The 17,514-nt window shown below is 62.8% G+C and carries 20 protein-coding genes; 4 read left to right on the plus strand and 16 right to left on the minus strand.

Features of this window, described 5'->3' with window-relative positions:
* Window positions 1–42 precede the first annotated feature (42 nt).
* Window positions 43–957, minus strand: coding sequence for an inositol monophosphatase family protein (locus HMPREF2757_RS09215; protein WP_070576362.1), 915 nt, complete (start codon window positions 955–957; stop codon window positions 43–45).
* 23 nt (window positions 958–980) lie between these two features.
* On the opposite strand from HMPREF2757_RS09215, the gene HMPREF2757_RS09220 reads away from it, so the two are divergent.
* Window positions 981–1,370 carry a universal stress protein gene (locus tag HMPREF2757_RS09220; RefSeq protein WP_070575772.1) on the plus strand — a complete coding sequence of 130 codons (390 nt, stop codon included), beginning with the start codon at window positions 981–983 and terminating at the stop codon, window positions 1,368–1,370.
* Here the strand turns inward: HMPREF2757_RS09220 and lhgO are convergent.
* The 4 genes from lhgO to HMPREF2757_RS09240 all read right to left on the minus strand — a co-directional run bounded on the left by lhgO (window position 1,354) and on the right by HMPREF2757_RS09240 (window position 6,135).
* Window positions 1,354–2,562, minus strand: coding sequence for an L-2-hydroxyglutarate oxidase (lhgO, locus tag HMPREF2757_RS09225; protein ID WP_070575775.1), 1,209 nt, complete (start codon window positions 2,560–2,562; stop codon window positions 1,354–1,356). The two genes, HMPREF2757_RS09220 and lhgO, sit on opposite strands and share 17 nt — an antisense overlap.
* A 26-nt stretch (window positions 2,563–2,588) precedes the next feature.
* Window positions 2,589–4,580, minus strand: a complete 1,992-nt coding sequence (locus tag HMPREF2757_RS09230) for a TRAP transporter permease (RefSeq protein WP_070575779.1) — start codon at window positions 4,578–4,580, stop codon at window positions 2,589–2,591.
* Window positions 4,581–4,643: 63 nt separating this feature from the next.
* Complete coding sequence (locus tag HMPREF2757_RS09235) at window positions 4,644–5,159, minus strand: DUF1850 domain-containing protein (RefSeq protein WP_070575783.1); 516 nt, start codon at window positions 5,157–5,159, stop codon at window positions 4,644–4,646.
* Between the two features lie 7 nt (window positions 5,160–5,166).
* Window positions 5,167–6,135: a TAXI family TRAP transporter solute-binding subunit gene (locus HMPREF2757_RS09240; protein WP_070575786.1), complete on the minus strand. Its 969-nt coding sequence runs from the start codon at window positions 6,133–6,135 to the stop codon at window positions 5,167–5,169.
* Between the two features lie 124 nt (window positions 6,136–6,259).
* Here HMPREF2757_RS09240 and HMPREF2757_RS11500 point away from each other — a divergent pair, with 124 nt between their 5' ends.
* The 3 genes from HMPREF2757_RS11500 to HMPREF2757_RS09255 are packed head-to-tail and all read left to right on the plus strand — an operon-like array spanning window position 6,260 to window position 8,465.
* Entirely contained in the window at window positions 6,260–7,078 is an 819-nt protein-coding gene (locus HMPREF2757_RS11500; RefSeq protein ID WP_070575789.1) for an HAD domain-containing protein, read from the plus strand.
* A complete protein-coding gene (locus HMPREF2757_RS09250) occupies window positions 7,075–7,842 on the plus strand; it encodes a glutamate racemase (RefSeq protein ID WP_070575793.1) in 768 nt (255 codons plus the stop codon). The genes HMPREF2757_RS11500 and HMPREF2757_RS09250 overlap by 4 nt, the downstream gene beginning before the upstream one ends.
* 14 nt (window positions 7,843–7,856) lie before the next feature.
* Window positions 7,857–8,465, plus strand: a complete 609-nt coding sequence (locus tag HMPREF2757_RS09255) for a DUF308 domain-containing protein (protein WP_070575796.1) — start codon at window positions 7,857–7,859, stop codon at window positions 8,463–8,465.
* Between the two features lie 10 nt (window positions 8,466–8,475).
* On the opposite strand, the gene HMPREF2757_RS09260 is transcribed toward HMPREF2757_RS09255, so the two are convergent.
* The 11 genes from HMPREF2757_RS09260 to pdhA form a co-directional block, all read right to left on the minus strand.
* Window positions 8,476–9,669 carry a folylpolyglutamate synthase/dihydrofolate synthase family protein gene (locus tag HMPREF2757_RS09260; RefSeq protein WP_070575800.1) on the minus strand — a complete coding sequence of 398 codons (1,194 nt, stop codon included), beginning with the start codon at window positions 9,667–9,669 and terminating at the stop codon, window positions 8,476–8,478.
* A 16-nt stretch (window positions 9,670–9,685) separates the two neighbouring features.
* Complete coding sequence (locus tag HMPREF2757_RS09265) at window positions 9,686–10,393, minus strand: IclR family transcriptional regulator (RefSeq protein ID WP_070575803.1); 708 nt, start codon at window positions 10,391–10,393, stop codon at window positions 9,686–9,688.
* A 263-nt stretch (window positions 10,394–10,656) separates the two neighbouring features.
* Window positions 10,657–11,403 carry an IclR family transcriptional regulator gene (locus HMPREF2757_RS09270; RefSeq protein ID WP_070575806.1) on the minus strand — a complete coding sequence of 249 codons (747 nt, stop codon included), beginning with the start codon at window positions 11,401–11,403 and terminating at the stop codon, window positions 10,657–10,659.
* 259 nt (window positions 11,404–11,662) lie between these two features.
* The gene (locus HMPREF2757_RS09275; protein ID WP_070575809.1) at window positions 11,663–12,211 is read right to left on the minus strand and encodes a YceI family protein; all 549 of its coding nucleotides are present in this window, start codon (window positions 12,209–12,211) and stop codon (window positions 11,663–11,665) included.
* A 262-nt stretch (window positions 12,212–12,473) separates the two neighbouring features.
* Complete coding sequence (locus HMPREF2757_RS09280; protein WP_070575812.1) at window positions 12,474–12,758, minus strand: HU family DNA-binding protein; 285 nt, start codon at window positions 12,756–12,758, stop codon at window positions 12,474–12,476.
* Window positions 12,759–12,816: 58 nt separating this feature from the next.
* Window positions 12,817–13,122 carry a 30S ribosomal protein S14 gene (gene rpsN / locus HMPREF2757_RS09285; RefSeq protein WP_070575814.1) on the minus strand — a complete coding sequence of 102 codons (306 nt, stop codon included), beginning with the start codon at window positions 13,120–13,122 and terminating at the stop codon, window positions 12,817–12,819.
* 6 nt (window positions 13,123–13,128) lie between these two features.
* Entirely contained in the window at window positions 13,129–13,296 is a 168-nt protein-coding gene (rpmG, locus tag HMPREF2757_RS09290; protein ID WP_019174296.1) for a 50S ribosomal protein L33, read from the minus strand.
* On the minus strand, window positions 13,296–13,532 hold the full coding sequence (gene rpmB / locus HMPREF2757_RS09295; protein WP_019174295.1) for a 50S ribosomal protein L28: 237 nt from the start codon (window positions 13,530–13,532) through the stop codon (window positions 13,296–13,298). Before rpmB ends, rpmG begins: the two co-directional genes overlap by 1 nt.
* 374 nt (window positions 13,533–13,906) lie before the next feature.
* Window positions 13,907–15,262: a dihydrolipoamide acetyltransferase family protein gene (locus tag HMPREF2757_RS09300; protein WP_070575818.1), complete on the minus strand. Its 1,356-nt coding sequence runs from the start codon at window positions 15,260–15,262 to the stop codon at window positions 13,907–13,909.
* 8 nt (window positions 15,263–15,270) lie between these two features.
* The gene (locus HMPREF2757_RS09305; RefSeq protein ID WP_070576365.1) at window positions 15,271–16,236 is read right to left on the minus strand and encodes an alpha-ketoacid dehydrogenase subunit beta; all 966 of its coding nucleotides are present in this window, start codon (window positions 16,234–16,236) and stop codon (window positions 15,271–15,273) included.
* A gap of 32 nt (window positions 16,237–16,268) precedes the next feature.
* A complete protein-coding gene (gene pdhA, locus HMPREF2757_RS09310) occupies window positions 16,269–17,417 on the minus strand; it encodes a pyruvate dehydrogenase (acetyl-transferring) E1 component subunit alpha (protein ID WP_070575820.1) in 1,149 nt (382 codons plus the stop codon).
* Between the last annotated feature and the right edge of the window lie 97 nt (window positions 17,418–17,514).

Raw genomic sequence — 17,514 nt, forward strand, 5'->3', positions numbered from 1 at the left:
GACTGCGCGCAGGCCATTTCGGCGTTCACTCGCTTCAAGCGCTCAGGCGTGGCGCCGCAGAAACTCCATGCGTTCGGCTGTGTCTGCGACTATGACCGGCTCGCTGCGGTCGGTGGGCAGCTGCACGTGCAGGCCGGCTTCGCGGGCGATGACCGCTCCCCCGGCCCAGTCGTAGATGCCCAGGCCGCGCTCAAAATAGGCGTTGACTTTCCCTTCCGCCGCCAGGCACAGGTCGATTGCGGCTGAGCCCATGCGCCGCACATCGTCGAACTCCTGCAGCACCGGGCTGAGTCTGCTGACCTGTTCAGCGCGCCTCTGTGGGGCGTAGCCGAATCCGGTCGCGGCAACCGCTCCCGGCAGTCCCGCCGGGGTTCCGCTGATCCGGTCCGCCGAGGCGCCTGTTGCCAGTTCTGCAGCCTCCGGCAGTCCTGTGCGCACCCACGCGCCGGCACCGGCGCGGGCGTACCAGACGGTGTCCAGCACCGGCGCTGCGACGAGGCCGATCTCCCACCGGCCGTGCGCCGGATGACAGTCGTCGGGGCGGCGGGCGCCGAGGGAAATGCAGTAGGCGGGCAGTCCGCGGACAAAGTTGACGGTCCCGTCAATCGGGTCGACGTGCCACTCCAGTGGTTCGATTTCACGTAGACGCGCCGCGAACTGCGGGTCTTCTGCCAGGGTGGGAAGCACGAGACCGGACAGCACAGCGGAACCGTCTTCCACCTCGTGAGCCTCAAGAAGTTCCGCGGATTCTTCGCCGACGATCGTGTCCTCGGGGCGGAACCGCGCAAAGTAGCCGCGTACGAGCCCTTCGATTTCAGCATCGGCTTCCGTGACGAGATTGTTGGGGTCGTCTTTGGCTTCAACGTGTGCGCGGGACAGCTTCGAAGCCCACAGACTCATGCGCGACCACCCGAGAAACGCGGCATCCCGGGCGAGCGCCAACAGCGGATCGATCATGCGCTCCACGTTACAGTGGTCCTATGACAGTCATCATCGGCTATCTCCCCTCGCCGGAAGGTCAGGCTGCTCTCGATGCGGGCTTTGCCGAGGCGAAGGCACGCGGCACTCGCGCACTCGTGGTGAACTCTCCCCGGCTGGGGGCGGCCAGCGAAGTCACAACCCTCAACGCTTCCGAAACCGCCGCACTGGAAGAACAAGCCCGCAGGGCAGGTGTTGATGCTGAGGTTCTGCAGCCGGAACACGAAGACAATCTGGTGGAAACGCTCAACCGGTGCGCCGGGGAGCACGGGGCCAGCATGATCGTCATCGGTCTGCGCAAGCGCAGCGCCATCGGCAAATTCATCCTGGGCTCCCAGGCTCAGCGCATTCTGCTGGAATCCGACGTTCCCGTACTCACCGCAACACCGTAGTGTCAACTAAGTGCTCGGCGATTGCCAAGGACGAAGTCGCACCGGGTGAGGGAGCATTGCGGACGAGAGTCGCCTCCCCGATCCTTTCGATCACAAAGTCATCGACGAGGTTCCCGCTGCGATCCATTGCCTGAGCGCGGATGCCTCGGGTGATCGGGGTCGATTCAGCACCGCGAAGGCTCGGCACATACTGTTCTGCGCCCGCCAGGAATCTGCGGCGGGAGATCACACCGCCGAACTCACGGACGGCCGCCTTGACGTTTCGGCTGGCAAACCGCCAGAAGCCCGGGTCCGAAGCCACTGCGAAGCTGTCGGAGATTCCAATGTGCCGACCACTGTAGTTTTCGCGTCCGAACGAGAGAAATGCGTTCGGACCCACCAGCATCTCACCGTCGACCCGCTTAGTCAGGTGAACTCCGAGAAACGGGTACGCGGGATCGGGCACAGGGTAGACCAGCCCGTTGAGAACGGTTCTGTACTCCGGGGACAGCCGGGAGTACTGGCCGAAGAACGGCACGATCTTGGGGTGTTCAGCACCGCCTGCCAGCTTGGCGACCCTGTCGGACTGCAGGCCAGCGCACACGACCACGTGATCGAAGGTCAAACGCAGGGTTTCTTCACCGCGGCGCGCGCCGACCGCACAGCCGCCGCCGCGGTTGGCGATGTCCGTCACCTCTGCACCGAAGATCAGCTGACCCCCGGCATGCTCTACATCAGAAAGAAGCTCTCGTGTCACCGCGCCGTAGTCGATGATGGCCGTCTGCGGTGAGCGCAGCGCCGAACAGCCGACCGCGTTGGGCTCCGCATCCCGAATTCCGTCGGGTCCGATCATCTCAACGCCTGGAACCCCGTTTGCGACGGCCCTTTCATAGATGGCACCGAGACGAGCCTCTTCGGCCTCATCCAATGCGACGACCAGTTTGCCGCACTCTTCGTACGGCAGACCGCGGTCGAGAGCGTACTCGCGCATGAGCCTCACACCCCGCCGACACAGGCGCGCTTTCAGGCTGCCGGGCTCGTAGTACAGCCCCGCATGCACCACACCGGAATTGTGGCCCGTCTGGTGCTGCGCCGCACGGGGCTCCTTATCGAGCACCGTGACCGAAGCGCCCGGGAAGCGCTTGGTCAGTTCCCGCGCGACTGCAGCCCCGATGATTCCCGCACCGATCACTCCGAAGTTCTGCTTGAGCATCGCCGGTTTCCCCTCTGAAGCTCTTCTCAGATATTGCGGATGCTCAGCCGCTGCTTCTTCGCGGCCACCACCAGCTGAACGGCAAAGCCTGCGGCCAGAACCCCAAAGGCGACGAAGTCGCTTATCGAGCCGGGCACAATGAGCAGGATTGCGCCTGCGGCAAGAACGATCCGCAGCGCAAGCGGAACGGGGGCCATGAACATTCCCTCCGCGGCAACCGCGAGCACCAAAACGCCGATGGCAGCGGTGACGGTGATCCACACGGCTTCCGGAATCGGCACGTTCTGCCACAGCAGGCCGGGGTTGTACACGAAGATAAACGGGACGATGTAGCCCGCCACTGCCAATTTCATGGCCGCAAAGCCGGTCTTCATCGGATCGCCCCCGGCCAAGCCCGCTCCGGCAAAGGCCGCCAGCGCCACCGGCGGTGTGATGTTGGCAAAGAGGCCGAAGTAGAACACGAACAGGTGCGCAACCAGCGGTTCGACGCCAAGCTCGCCCAGCGCCGGAGCCGCCATGGTCGCGGTGATGATGTAGGCCGGAATAGACGGAAGTCCCATGCCGAGGATGATGCAGGCAAGAGCCGTCATGATGAGCGTGGGAAGCAGAAGGCCTCCGCCGATGGCGACAATCGCTCCGGCGAGTTTGACGCCCAGGCCCGTCAGCGTTGCGATGCCGACGATGATCCCGACGCACGCACATGCAACAGCAACCGAGACAGCGGTGATCGCCCCGTCGCGGAGAGATTCGAGAATGTCCTTGACTGACATCCGCGTGGTCTTGCGCAGCTGAGCCACGATGATGGTGACGATGACCGTTGTGACAGCGGAGAAGAGAATCGTGCGGCCCGAAAAGAACAGCATGAACAGCAGATATGCCAGCGGAATCAGCAGGTGACCGCGCTCCTTCAGCACGCTCAGAACCGCTGGGATGTTGTCCTTTGAGATTCCCTTCAGCCCGTCGCGCGTGGCCCGCAGGTGCACCTGGGCGATGATGCCCAGGTAGTACAGCAGCGCGGGCACGATCGCGACCAGCGCAATCTGCTGATACGGGATGCCCAGGGTTTCGGCCATGATGAACGCCGCTGCTCCCATAATCGGGGGAAGAAGCTGACCACCCACTGAAGCGGAGGCTTCAACTGCCCCGGCGAAGTTGGGTCGGTAGCCGATGCGCTTCATGAGCGGAATCGTAAAAGCACCCGTGGTCACAACATTGGCAATCGCCGAACCGTTGATTGACCCGAGGAAGCCAGAGGCGATCACCGACACTTTGGCCGGACCGCCGCGAGTCTGGCCGGCTACGGCCATGGCGAGGTTGTTGAAGAACTCTCCCATGCCGGACTTGGCAAGCACTGCGCCGAAGAGAATGAACAGGAATATATAGGTGGACGAAACGCCGATCGCCGTGGAGAAGACGCCTTCGTTCGTCGAGAGCATGAAGTTGAGAATGCGGTCGAGATCGTAGCCGCGGTGCTTAAATGCCCCCGGCATCATCCGACCGTAGATGCCGTACACGATGAACAGCACGGCCAGGATGGGCAGCGCCCACCCCGTGAGGCGGCGGGCGGCTTCCAAGACCACGAACACCAGAAGCGCGCCGAATACCACGTCAATCGTGTCGAAGCGCCCACCAGCGGAGACGATCTGGCTGTACTGCTGCGCAATATAGACCGCGAGTGAGGCTGATATGGCAACCAGAATCCAGTCGTACCAGGGAACGGTTGCTTTGCCCTGTTTGCGCGTTGGGCGGTAGAGGGCAAAGCACAGCACGAGGATGGCTGAGACGTGGATGGCGCGGTGCACCAGCTGCGGCGGGCCGGAGAACAGCGCGATGTACATGTGGTAGAGCGACAGGAGCACTCCGACTATGAGAACCGGGGTCTTCAGCCACGTGTCCTGATACGGCCGGGTGCGCGACTCCCGGTCCAGGTCTTCCAACAGCTCTTGGGCGTCTTCGCTGAGTTCGTCTGTGCTGCTGAAGCCATCAGACGTCGATTTCGGTGATGCAGTCGAATTCATGAAATCTCCAAATGTGAAGGGCGATGAACGCCGAACGCGAACTGCCCCGTAAGGACGTGACGTTCAGAGAACACGCAGGGTGATCGAAGCGTGATGGGGAAGATCTGTGGTCTCGATGAAGTCCGAAGACCACTCACTGCCCCGCTTTCGACGAATTGTCACTGTGTGTGCAACATCGTGGGAATGTATCCAGTTGAGAGATTGGTACGGCCGGTCATAGCCGCACATGTGCAGCGAGCTTCCAGACCGGTACACCCGGGGTGCGTTCGACGGGGTTCCCGCCCCCATTGTCCGAAGCTCTATGCAGTCCAAGCGGAGTTCACGTCCATACACCGCGTAGTGCTCCACCCAGGGGTTGTGATCCACCGAGTGGATCCATCGGAGTGTGATCCTGTCGCCGTCGCCGATCGGCGCACGGTAGAAAGTCTGCTTCTCGGGCCGGACAGAGCTGACTACGAGGCGCCGGTCGGGGACATCGGCGGCGAGCATCAGTGCTGCCGCCGGGCCGAGCCCCGCGCCCAGCAGCGCGCGGCGCGTCAGCGTTCGCGCGCTGCCGGGCAGCGGTGTACGGCCTGCCATGCGGGTTCTACAGAAGTCCCTTTTCTTCAAAGTACTTCTTAGCCCCGGGGTGCAGCTCGGCAACCTTGACGTCAGCCGCTTTGTCGATGTCGATGTCCGCAACCGAGCTGTGCGACTTCTCGAGCTTGTCCAGGTTGTCGTAGAAGACCTTTGTCATCTCATAGCCCGCCTCTTCTGTGAGGTCGGGGCTGGCTATCAGAAGGTTCGGAATGGTCAGGGTCTTAGCGTCCTCGGCAGACTTGTACGTATCAGCCGGAACAGTGGCTTCGCCGAGGTAGTCATACTCATCGAGCAGAGTCTTCGCACCCTCACCATCCAGCGGAAGCACAACCACCTTTTCGGTTGTCGCAAGGTCGCTGACGGCTGAGTTCGGGATGCCCGAAGTGAAGAAAGCGGCGTCGAGCTGGCCGTTCTTCATGGCGTCAATGGCATCTGCGTAGGACAGGTAGTCGACGTTGAAGTCGTCATAGGTGTACCCGTAGGCCTTGACAACAGCGCGCGCATTGAGCTCTACACCGGAGTTCGCGTCGCCGACTGAGATTTTCTTGCCCTTGAGGTCGTCAAAGGTCTTGATCCCGGACTTTTCTGTTGTGACCACCTGGATGTACTGGTCATACAGCGCACCGATGGCCTGAATATTGTCTGCGGATTTGTCTTCGAAGGGACCCTCGCCCTTGATTGCCTGGTCGACTGCGTCAGCCTGCGTGAACGCGATTTCGGCGTTGCCGTCGTGGACCAGCGTGACGTTTTCGACCGAAGCGCCAGTGGCCTGGACCGTTGCATCAGAACCCAGTGAGTCTTTGAGCAGGTTCGCATATCCAGCGCCCACCTGATAGTAGACACCAGAAGAACCGCCGGTCGCGATCGTGACTATATCTGTGCCTTTGTCTCCACCGCCGCCAGCGCAGCCAGAAGCGACCAGGGCTATTGAGGCGACTGCTGCAGCAACAGCCGTAGAGCGCAAACGTTTGAGCATGATGTTCCTTTGTCTCCGTTGACACCAACTTGGCTTTCACACAGAACTCACGAGTGCCGGAACGCATCAACCCTGACAGTTCCGTCAACCAATCAGCCGCTTAGCTGAATGAACACTGAAAACCGTGCACCTGTACTTTATCGTCCTCAAGCCACGGGTCAACTCGAGCTGCGGCACGGATGTCCGCTCTGTCAACGGTCGCGGCTACCATGAACTTATGGTCCAAGCCCAGTCGCCCGTGCGGATTTTTCTCGACGTCGACGGCGTCCTCAACTCCTATCCCGTGCCGGAGCCTCGGTTCAGGCGGGAAAAGCGCAAAGCTGTGCGCGCTTGGAACTATGAACTCCACTACCGGCCGCACATCGTGCAGCTCATGGAGCGCTTTGTGCGGCGCCGTCACGCCCAGCTGGTCTGGCTGTCCACGTGGTCGCACCTGTGCACGGAAGAGATCGAACCGAAGCTCGGCTTCACCGGCCGCTACGCGGTCGAGCCCATGCCGGACTCGTCATTCAACTACTACGCGGACGATCCGCACACGTGGTGGAAGGCCAAAGCGGTCGAAAGGTTTCTGCGCGAGCACCCGGACGAACGGGCCATCTGGATTGACGACGACCTGGTCCAGCCTGCCACCCTGGAGCACTTCACAGTGCTCTTCGGCGAGCGCCTGCTCATGATCGCCCCCGAATACAGCAAGGGGCTGACCGAGGCGCACTTCAAGCAGATGCGCCGGTTCACCCCACCCGCCCCCAGAACTCCGCACCGGACAACACCGGCGGAGGTCGCCACCTCGGAAATGTCAGCTGACCGTGCCGGACCCAGCGGTTCGGCAGGTCCCAGCGGCCCGGCGGCTGTCCCACCCACCGAGACCCGCCTTGACCCCACCGGACCGGAACAGAACAACCCGTACTCGCTGACACCTCGACCCAGAAAGCTGCGGCTATGACCACCATCGGCGTCTTCGATTCCGGACTGGGACTGACGGCGTTTGCCCACGCCATCCACCGGGCAGCCCCGCAGGCGGACCTCGTGCTTGCCATGGACCCGGACTTCGCCCCCTACGGCAGACTCTCCGGTGCCGATGTCACCAAGCGGGCGCTGTTCTCAGCCCGCACCCTGGCCCAGCACAGCCCCGATGCGATCGTCGTGGCCTGTAACACCGCCTCGGTCAATGCGCTGCCCGCTCTGCGCAAAGAGTTCAGCATTCCGATCATCGGCACCGTGCCCGCCATCAAACCCGCAGCTGAAACCGGACGACCCTTCGCCGTGTGGGCCACTCCGGCCACAACGAACAGCGACTACCAGAATGAGCTGATCGGGAAGTTTGCCGCCGGTCTCGACGTTCACCAGACAGCGGCCTTCGGACTGGCGCAGGCCATTGACGCAGCTGACCCCGTGAGCATTCGCGCGGCAGTCGCCCAAGCAATGGCCGACACCCCCGAAGGCATCACCGACATAGTGCTGGGCTGCACCCACTACGGACTGGTGGCCGACGTCATTCGCGCCGCCAGACCGGGTATCGGGCAGCTGTACGATTCGCACGGCGCCGTTGCCCAGCAGACACTGCACCGGCTGGGGCTGAACCCCAGTTCGGAAGCACAGCCCACCGGGCGGCTGCTGCAGGTGTACCTGTCGGGACGACCGGGGAAGCTCCCGGCCGCAGTCAGCGCCTACCCGGCCGGCCAGGCGCTTTTGGACATAGCTGTATGAGGAAGGGATCTACCGTGGCAGTCCGACCGATCAACCTCTTCTTAGTCCTGCAGGGCGTCTTTGCGCTCATCGCTTCGATTCTGCTGATTGTGTGGCCCGGCCACAGCGCGGTGGTGTTCTCCTACCTGGTCGGCACGTGGTTCTTGGTTGATGCCGTTCTTGCCCTTGTCGCCTCGGTGCGCCGCAAATCAGGCCTGGCCCTGGGTCACGCGCTGCTGTCAGGTCTGCTGGGCATTCTCATTCTGGCCGCACCCACTGCACTCCTGGGATTCCTCGTTGTGGTGATGAGCGTTGTCGCCGTTCTGTTCGGCACGGGCGTCATTCTCGTGTCTGTTCTCATGCGCAGCCTGGGCGTTCGGTCGTGGTGGCTGGGCCTGGTGCTCGGCATTGCCGCTGTGATCGCCGGGTTTGTCATGCCGATGTTCCCGGCAGACACCATCACCGTCGGCATGTACCTGGCTGCTTTCCTGCTGGGCGTCTACGGTGTCTTCAGCTTGATGCTGGCCCGCCGGATCACCACCACCTTCCGCGCTTTCCGCACGCAGGACGGGCGGGCTGGGGGCTGGAACGGCCGAGGCGAAGGCCCCCAGGTGATCGAAGGCGAGATCGTCGACGACGACTGACGGGCCTTCCTCACCACCAGCGGTCGGTTTCGACTTCAAGGAGTTCCAGCAGCTCGCCGGCGAAGGACTGGGTGCCCACGGCCAGCACATCGCAGCCGTCGGTTCGGGCGTCGTGTGCTGCTTTCTGAGTTGTCGTGCCTGCCTGTGAGCGGGTGTAGTTGAGGTATTCGCGGCCTGCGCCGACGAATGTCACCGGCAGTCCGTCGAGTTCAGCTATGCAGCCTTCGACGTCTTTGACATCGGGAAATGCTGCCAGCACGCGAAAGCCCGGGCGCAGAATGCGCTCGGCCCGGCCGCGGATGTCGGCAACACCCTCCGGGCTGATTGACGTATCAATGCACCACTGTGCCCCATCCACGGCGTGCAGGGACGCTCGGCCCGGCAGAATCAGCTTGTCGGCGAGCTCCCGGGCATTCGGCAGGGCTTGGTGCGGTCTGTCCGGGAAGCTGACGGCCAACAGGCTGCGGGCGGTTTCAGCACCAACGCGGATATTGCGCTCAAGCGTCGCCCCCGTTTCAATCGGCACCGTATTTGCGGGCAGGCGGGTCTGCGCTTGGGGCGGCTGCGGAGAGAAAGCAACAACCCGCTCAGTGGCTTCGTCGATGACTCCCAGCAGATCAGCTGCAACCGCATCGAGCGAACCGCCCAGAACATCCAGGTGCTCGCTGAAGATCTGCGTGACGCCGACGGCCGGGTACGAGAACAGCGAAACATCGTCACTGAGACCGCCCAGGCCCTCTTCGACAACCAGGACATCCACCTCGGCATCCAATAGCCAACGCAGGCCGACAAGAGTGAACATGCCCGAAGGCGGAAGATAGCCCGCATGCGGTGCGGGCAGGCAGTCAAGCGCACGGGCGGCCCGCCGAGAAACAGCCTCGTAGTCACTCTGAGAAGCAGCGGCGCCGTCGACGCGGATCCGTTCGCGATTATGCCGCAGGGGCGGGCTCGTGATGGTTCCCACGCGCAGGCCTGCAGCGTGCAGGGTCGCCGTTGCTGCCGCCACCGCTGTGCCCTTGCCCTTGGATCCGACGATAAGGCAGGCAGGGACTGGAAGATCCCGCGTGAGCCCCAAATGCTGCTGAAGCAGAGCTGAACGTGCGCGGGACCGGCTGATCGTCCGCACCCGCCCGGTTTCGCGACGCCGCGCGTTGTTCCATTCGCGGAAGAAGGGTTCGTCCGCCGGGTCGTGTCGGAGGGTCACGGATCAACCCTAACCGTCAGCTCAGGCGGTCGGAAAGCCTCTTGGCAGTAAGCTTGACGGCCTTGGAAGCGCGCAGTTCGCTGTCGTTATCCCATTGCTCGGCAGGCAGGACAACCGACAGCGCTGCAACCAGCGAACCGGACCTGGGCTGCACAGCAGCGCTGATGATCCACGTGTTGTCGTTTTTGCTGCGTTCGACCGCGTAGCCGCGCAGGCGAACCGCTCGGATTTCTTCGAATACTCGCTCGACCATGCTGTCGTCAACGAGTTCAGCAACCGCGTCCCTGGGCAGGCACGACAAGATCGCCCGGCCCGGAGCTGATGTTTCCACCGGCTGCATGTCGCCGGCCCAGTCTGAGCAGACGGGTGCGCCGGTGCCGCGGTCAACCGCGAGGATCTGAGCTTTTCTGCCGCGAAGCATGGACAGGTGAACACAGCCGTCCATAGCGTCAGCAAGCGCGCGAATAGCCGGAGCTGCCGCGTTGACCAGCGGCATTGACCGCAGATACGCAGCCCCGAAACCCGATGAAGCGGGCCCGGGAAGATAGCCGATCTTGCGTTTGATGACAACGTTGAGTTCTTCGAGAACCGTGAGGATGTCGTAGACCGTCGACCGCGGGATCTCAAGTTCGCGGGACAGCTGCCCGGCACTCATGGGCTCGCTGCTGACGGATATAGCGCGCAGCATAGAAACTGCTCGCCGAAGAGCAGGGACATCCGCCATTCGTGCTCCTTTCTGCACGTGCGCCTGCTGTGGCGTTGACGGTAACAGCGAACCGAAGATGATTATTTCGATTCTCAGCCTACCGAGAAATAGGGACACGAAGCCCTGAGCGCGATTACGTGAGATGCATCTGCGCGCTTCGTGAACCAACAGACGTTTTGGGGAAATTAACCTTTACTGTTTTCGTATATTAATACATTAGCTTTCAATCAAAACACAGGGGCGCTCTCACTGGCCCGATCGTCCGGGCTACTGGAATCCGCTCATCGCAGACGTGCTGAAACCCCCTCAGCAGCCTCGATCGCCAGTGCGCTGACCTCCCTTTCACGATCCGCCACGATGCCTTCTGGCGACACCGAAACGCCGAACGCTGCAATCGGCCGCCCGGCGGCATCGACTATGGGCGCGGCAACCGTCAAGACGGCATTGCCCATTGAAGGGTGCTCAAGCGCGCAGCCGCGAGATCGAACCTCCGCCAGTTCTGCATTGAATTCCCGCAACGACGGCAGCTCCTGCCCGGCGCTTTGGGCAAAGACGGGCTCTGAGGAATAGATCACCGCAACTTCCCGCCACTCCAGCCGCGACAGAATCGCCCGGCCCGCTGCGGTGAGATAGGCGGGCTTGCGGGCTTCACACTGCGCCCCGGTGCCGGGCAGCCACGTCGCAGTTTCCCTCAGCAGGCAGTGCGCTTCTCCACCGCGCAGAACGGATACGCACACTGAACCGCCAGCTGCTTCGGCAGCTTCAGCTGCAGCGGGCTGGACGATTCGCCGCAGAGAATCGTGACGCGAATGGGCCGCATTGAGCTCGCCCACACCTGAACCGAGGAGATAGCCGTTCTCAGACCTGCGCACCATGTCGAACTCTTCAAGAACCGAAAGCAGGTCGTACAGACTGGAGCGGGGAATGCTCAGGGTTCGGGCGAGAGCGCCGGCACTGACCGGCAGCAGCGAGGACCCCAGGTGCCGGAGAATCCCAATAGACCGCCTGAGTGCGGGAACTTCTGCCACGTCATTCCTCCTTGAAGACCGAGCGCAGAGCTCGCCCAGCGGAACCTATTCGGCACACCACTGGACGAGAGCTGCGAACTCGGTCGACAACGATGTTGACGCTTGCAGCGGGTGGCCGACACAGCCGCGCGCTCCGCGTGATGACAGTGCGCACATGTGCATGCTGGGCGGTGACAATGTCTGTTCGGCAGACTACCGCAACCTGTGGCCGCGATTCAGCGCAACCGCCTGGACCCGCACGCTTCGGCCTGGAGCCCGGTCAGGCCTTCACTGCCTCAAGCTCGATCAGAATGTCGACACGGTTGCCCACCAGAAGGTCGCCGCCGGGCATGGCGGCGTCAAATGCGATCCCAAAGTCGCGGCGATCAACCTTTGCGCTTGCGTCAAAACCGGCGATCGTCTGTCCGTAGGGATCTTCGGCGGCGCCGTTAAAGCTTGCGGCGAACTCGACGCTCTTTGTCACACCGCGTATCGTGAGGTCGCCGACGAGGGTGAACTCACCGTCAGCCCCGAGCACAGCCGAAGTTGAAGCGAATGTCAGCCGAGGGTGCTCCTCGGCCAGGAAGAAGTCCGCCTGCTGCAGGTGTGCGTCACGGTCAGCATTGCCCGTATCAACGGACGCGGTATCAGCGTGGGCGCTGACAGACAGTTCTTCCAGGGACTCCCCCACCGTGAAGCTGCCGCCGATCACATCGAAGGAACCGCGCACGCGTGAAACCCCCGCGTGACGGACCCGAAAAGCGAACTCTGAGTGGCTGGGGTCGATATTCCAAGTGCCTGCGGTCAGGCCTGCCGGCAGTGCGGCCATGATGAAACTCCTAAGCTAAGTGAACTTTCAAGGAAAACACTAACAACGATTTATTGAAGTTTCAACCTTAGTGCGGCTCTTCTGCTTAGCGAGCGAATCGACACCCCCAATTGGCCAACATGCCGGTGGGCCGGATTCACCCTCTGGGCCTGAAACACAACGAGGGGACTCCGACAGTTGTCGGAGTCCCCTCGTGGGTGCTCGCCGCAGCGCTAGACGCCGCGATCAGAGTTCAAGAACGTGAAGTTCGCGGTCTGCTGGATCAGGGCTTGCCTGCAGCAGCCTTGAGCTTCGAACCAGCCGAAAGCTTCACCGAGTAGCCGGCGGGAATCTGAATTTCCTCGCCGGTCTGCGGGTTGCGGCCCTTGCGAGCAGCACGCTCGGTGCGCTCAACGGACAGCCAGCCCGGGATTGTGAGCTTTTCGCCGTTGCTGACAACATCTGCGAAGGCATCGAAGACACCGTCGAGAACGTCAGAGACCTGCTTCTGCGTCAGGCCGGACTTGTCTGCAACTTCTGCGACAAGCTCGCTGCGGTTCTTAGCCATAAAAGCGTCCTCCTCTAGGACTCAGGTTTCGGTATAACCGAGACGAACAGGAAAAACCTTACCAGCTCGACTTGGTAACGCCAGGAAGTTCGCCCTTGTGGGCCATTTCCCGGAAGCGAACGCGTGAAACACCGAACTTGCGGAGGTAGCCGCGCGGGCGCCCGTCAACCTGGTCGCGGTTGCGCAGACGGACCGGCGAAGCGTCGCGGGGCAGCTTCTGCAGACCCAGGCGTGCTTCTTCGCGCTGCTCGTCTGTGGAGTCAGGGTGAACCAGCTGACGCTTGAGTTCGGCACGGCGCTCTGCGTAGCGCTCGACGATGACCTGGCGCTGCTTTTCGCGTGCGATCTTAGACTTCTTAGCCATTGACTATCAGCGCTCCTCGCGGAATTCGACGTGCTTGCGGACCACGGGGTCGTACTTCTTCATGACGATGCGGTCGGGGGTGTTGCGGCGGTTCTTCTTGGTCACGTAGGTGTAACCGGTTCCTGCCGTTGACTTCAGCTTGATGATCGGGCGTACGTCCTGTGCTTTTGCCATCAGAGCTTCACTCCCTTGGCGATGAGCTCGTTGACCACAGCGTCAATGCCGCGGGCGTCAATGACCTTGATGCCGCGGGTCGAAACCGTCAGCGTGACCTTGCGGCGCAGCGACGGCACGTAGTAGCGCTTCTTCTGAATGTTGATGTCGAACCGACGACGGGTGCGGCGGTTCGAGTGGGAGACGTTGTTCCCAAAACCAGGGGTGGCCCCGGTTACCTGGCAGACTGCTGCCATGACTCTCCTCCAGTTGACTTCTGCCGGCGGCGCTGTCCTCGCGCCGTGTGCGTGAGGGCCGCCGAGACATCTTCACAGTTCCACCGGGCACGTTCCCATGTCGACAGTCGCGTCGACGTGAACACAGCGGTGGTTATGCTCTTTGCCCGGTGCAGGGCGTGTGCGAAACCTGCGGGGTGGATAGTCCCGTGTTCCGACGATGTCTCACCAGCGTGTGTCAGGCCTGTGAGAGAAGGGCCTGTGCTCAGCATCGCTGTGTGAGCGCGTTGAGGCGCAATTCGGCCACAACAGTCAATCATTCTAAGCCGCTGCGCGCCGATGCGCCAAATCGGACTGGCTCTCCGGCACAGCCCGCGGCGCATCGGCGCTGCCGCTTAGGCCAGCATGATCGCGGGGTCTTCGAGCGCTCGGCCCACGTCAGCCAAGAACTTCGAGATGATCTCCCCGTCTACCAGCCTGTGGTCGGCGGACACTGCCAGCGTTGTGATGTCGCGCGGCACGATCTCACCGTCGACAACCCACGGGCGCTGGCGCACTTGGCCGAAGGCGAGGATGGCGGCTTCGCCGGGGTTGATGATGGGGGTTCCGGCGTCTACGCCGAACACTCCGACGTTGGTGATCGTGATGGTTCCACCGGTCTGCGCGGCCGGGGTGGTGCGGCCTTCGCGGGCGGTGAGTGCCAGTTCGCGGATTTCTCCTGCAAGCTGGCCCAGGCCCATCGTGTGAGCACCCTTGATGTTCGGCACGACGAGGCCGCGCGGTGTTGCCGCGGCGATGCCGAGGTTGACGTAGTGCTTGACCACGATTTCATCGCCTTCCAGCGAACTGTTGATCCGCGGATTGCGAGCTACCGCCCAGGTCACGGCCTTGGCGACGACCGCCAGGGGTGACAGCTTGACGTCGCCGAGCAGACCGGACGCCTTGAAGCGCGACACCAGTTCCATGGTTGCGGTGACGTCGACGTCGAGGAATTCGGTGACGTGCGGTGCGGTGAACGCCGAATCGACCATTGCCTGCGCCATGAACTTGGTGACGCCCTTGAACGGGATGCGCTCTTCTGCACCCGAGCCGCCAGCTGCCGAGGTGCCTGTCGCCACGGCGGCCGTCTGGGCGGGCGCGGAGCTCGCCTGACCGTTCTCCATGTAGTTCATGAGGTCGGCGCGGGTGACGACGCCGCCTTCGCCGGTCGTGGGGACATCGGCCAGGTTGATGCCGTTGTCTTTTGCTAGTTTGCGCACCGGCGGCTTGGCCAGAGCGCGCCCGGCTGTCTCTGGCAGTTCCGGTGCGGGCTGCACAGCCGGATCCGCCGCAGCCGCACGGGCTTCCGGTGCCGGGGCTGCATGCTGGTCCTCCGGCTTTTGTCCCTTGCGGGGGCGGCGGCGCTTGGACTGCGCGGTGGTTCCATAGCCCACGAGGTTCGGGCCGGTGCCTTCGTCGGCCGCAGCGTCCTCCGCAGCGCCACCGGCTGCGGGAGCGTCACCAGAGGCCGTGCCGTCGCCTTCGAACTCGAGGATCGGGGTGCCGACTTCGACGGTCTGGCCTTCTTCAACCAGCAGTTTGGCGATCACACCGGCGTGCGGACTGGGCAGTTCGACGAGTGATTTTGCGGTTTCTATTTCAACGAGGATCTGGTTGACCGTCACGGTGTCGCCTTCGGCGACCTTCCACGAGATGATGTCAGCTTCGGTCAGCCCCTCGCCCGGGTCGGGCAAGAGAAATGTGTCTGTCATTGGGTTCCTTAGAAGTCCATGGCCCGGTCGACGGCATCGAGAATGCGGTCGAGGTCAGGCAGGTAGTGCTGTTCGAGCTTCGAACCGGGGTACGGGGCGTGCGGGGCGCCGACCCGCAGCACGGGCGCTTCCAGGTGGTAGAAGCAGCGTTCGCTGATCCGTGCGGCGATCTCCGATCCCAAGCCCAGGAACACGGGGGCTTCGTGGGCAACAACAAGGCGGCCCGTCTTCTTCACGGACTCTTCGATGGCCGGGAAGTCGATGGGGTTGAGACCGCGCAGATCAATGACCTCGAGGTCAACGCCTTCTTCCGCCGCTGCCGCTGCCGCGTCGAGTGCCTGCGGTATAAGCGGGCCGTAGGCCACGAGCGTGCAGTCCCGTCCGGGCCGGACGACTTCAGCACTGTACGCGGTGGTGGCGGGATTGCCGAGGTCGACGTCGCCGCGCAGCCAGTACTGGCGCTTGGGCTCAAAGTAGATGACCGGGTCGGGGCTTTTAATGGCCTCCTGGATCATCCAGTAGGCGTCGTGTGCGTTCGACGGCGCCATGATCTTAAGCCCCGCATGGTGGGCGAAGACGGTTTCCGGGCTCTCCGAGTGGTGTTCGGGCGAGCCGATGCCGCCGCCGTAGGGGATGCGGATGACCACCGGCACATTGAGTTTGCCGCGGGTGCGCGCGTGCAGCTTTGCCAGCTGGGTCACAATCTGGTCGTAGGCCGGGAAGACAAAGGCGTCGAACTGGATTTCGACAACCGGGCGATAGCCGCGGATGGCCATGCCGATTGCGGTGCCGACAATGCCGGATTCCGCCAGCGGGGCGTCAATGACGCGCTGCTCGCCGAAGTCCTTCTGGAGTCCTTCCGTCACGCGGAAGACGCCGCCGAGCTTGCCGATGTCCTCACCGATGAGAACAACCTTGGGGTCTTCGTCCATTGCCTTGCGAAGCCCCGCGGTGATGCCCTTGGACAGGGGCATCTTCTGAACCGAGTCGAGTGCGGATGCCGCGGTCACAGTGCGCCCTCCTCTGCGAAGGAGTCGAGGTATTCCAGGTACTCACGCCGTTCGGCTTCGATGAGGGGGTGCTCTTCGACGAACACGGAATCGAAGATCTCAGACGGCGCCGGCGGATCCATGGCCATGCAGGCCCCGCGAATCCGGGCGGCAAGCGCGTCGGCTTCTTCGTCGATCGAGTCGAAGAATTCCTGGTCGGCGTAGTCTTCGCGGTGCAGGAAGCGGCGAACCCGGTCGATGGGGTCCTTTTCGAGCCACGATTCCGTCAGCGCGTCCGAACGGTACTTGGTGGGGTCATCAGCGGTGGTGTGTGCACCCATGCGGTAGGTGAACGCTTCGATCAGCATGGGGCCCAGGCCTGCGCGAATCGAATCGGCGCTTGCCTTGGCCACGGAGTACATGGCCAGCACGTCATTGCCGTCGACGCGCACACCGGGAACGCCGAAGCCGGTTCCGCGCTTGAACAGCGGTGCTGCCATCTGTGCGGAGTTCGGTTCGGAAATGGCGAACTGGTTGTTCTGGATGAAGAACAGGACGGGCGCGTGGAAAACCGCCGCGAAGTTGAGGCCTTCGGAGACGTCGCCCTGGCTGGTTGCGCCATCGCCCATGCATGCAACCGAGATCGTGTCGCGTTCGAGGTCGCCGGTGGCGACGTCGCCGTCGAACTTCACGCCCATGGCGTAGCCGGTGGCGTGCAGTACCTGCGAGCCGATGACGATCGTGTAGGTGTGGAAGCGGTTTTCCTGGGGGTCCCAGCCGCCGTGGTGCTGTCCGCGGAACATGCCCAGCAGCGTTTCGGGTTCAACTCCGCGGCACCACGCCAGGCCGTGTTCACGGTAGGTGGGGAACACGAAGTCCTGTTTGCGCAGTGCGCGGCCCAGTCCGATCTGCGCTGCCTCCTGGCCTTTCAGCGGGGCCCACAGCCCCAGCTGACCCTGGCGCTGCAGGGCGTTGCCTTCTGCGTCCACTCGACGGATGAGCACCATGTCGCGGTAGAAATCGCGCATGTCCTCGCCTGTGAGATCTGCGGCGTAGGAATCGTACTCCCCGGAGCGAACGCGCTTGCCTTCCGGCGAAAGCATCTGAATCATCGGACGATCTGAATCTTGAGCAGCACTGGTGTTGCCTGCGAGATTCGAGGTCATTGCGTCTCCTCTAATCGTGGCCGAATGGGCTTGTGGCCTCTTTGCCATACCAACCGAGCGCTCGGCTGTTTGCCTGCACGTCGGCGACGTGTTTCAC

The organism is Brevibacterium sp. HMSC063G07, assembly GCF_001810665.1.
In the GTDB taxonomy this organism is placed as follows: Bacteria; Actinomycetota; Actinomycetes; order Actinomycetales; family Brevibacteriaceae; genus Brevibacterium.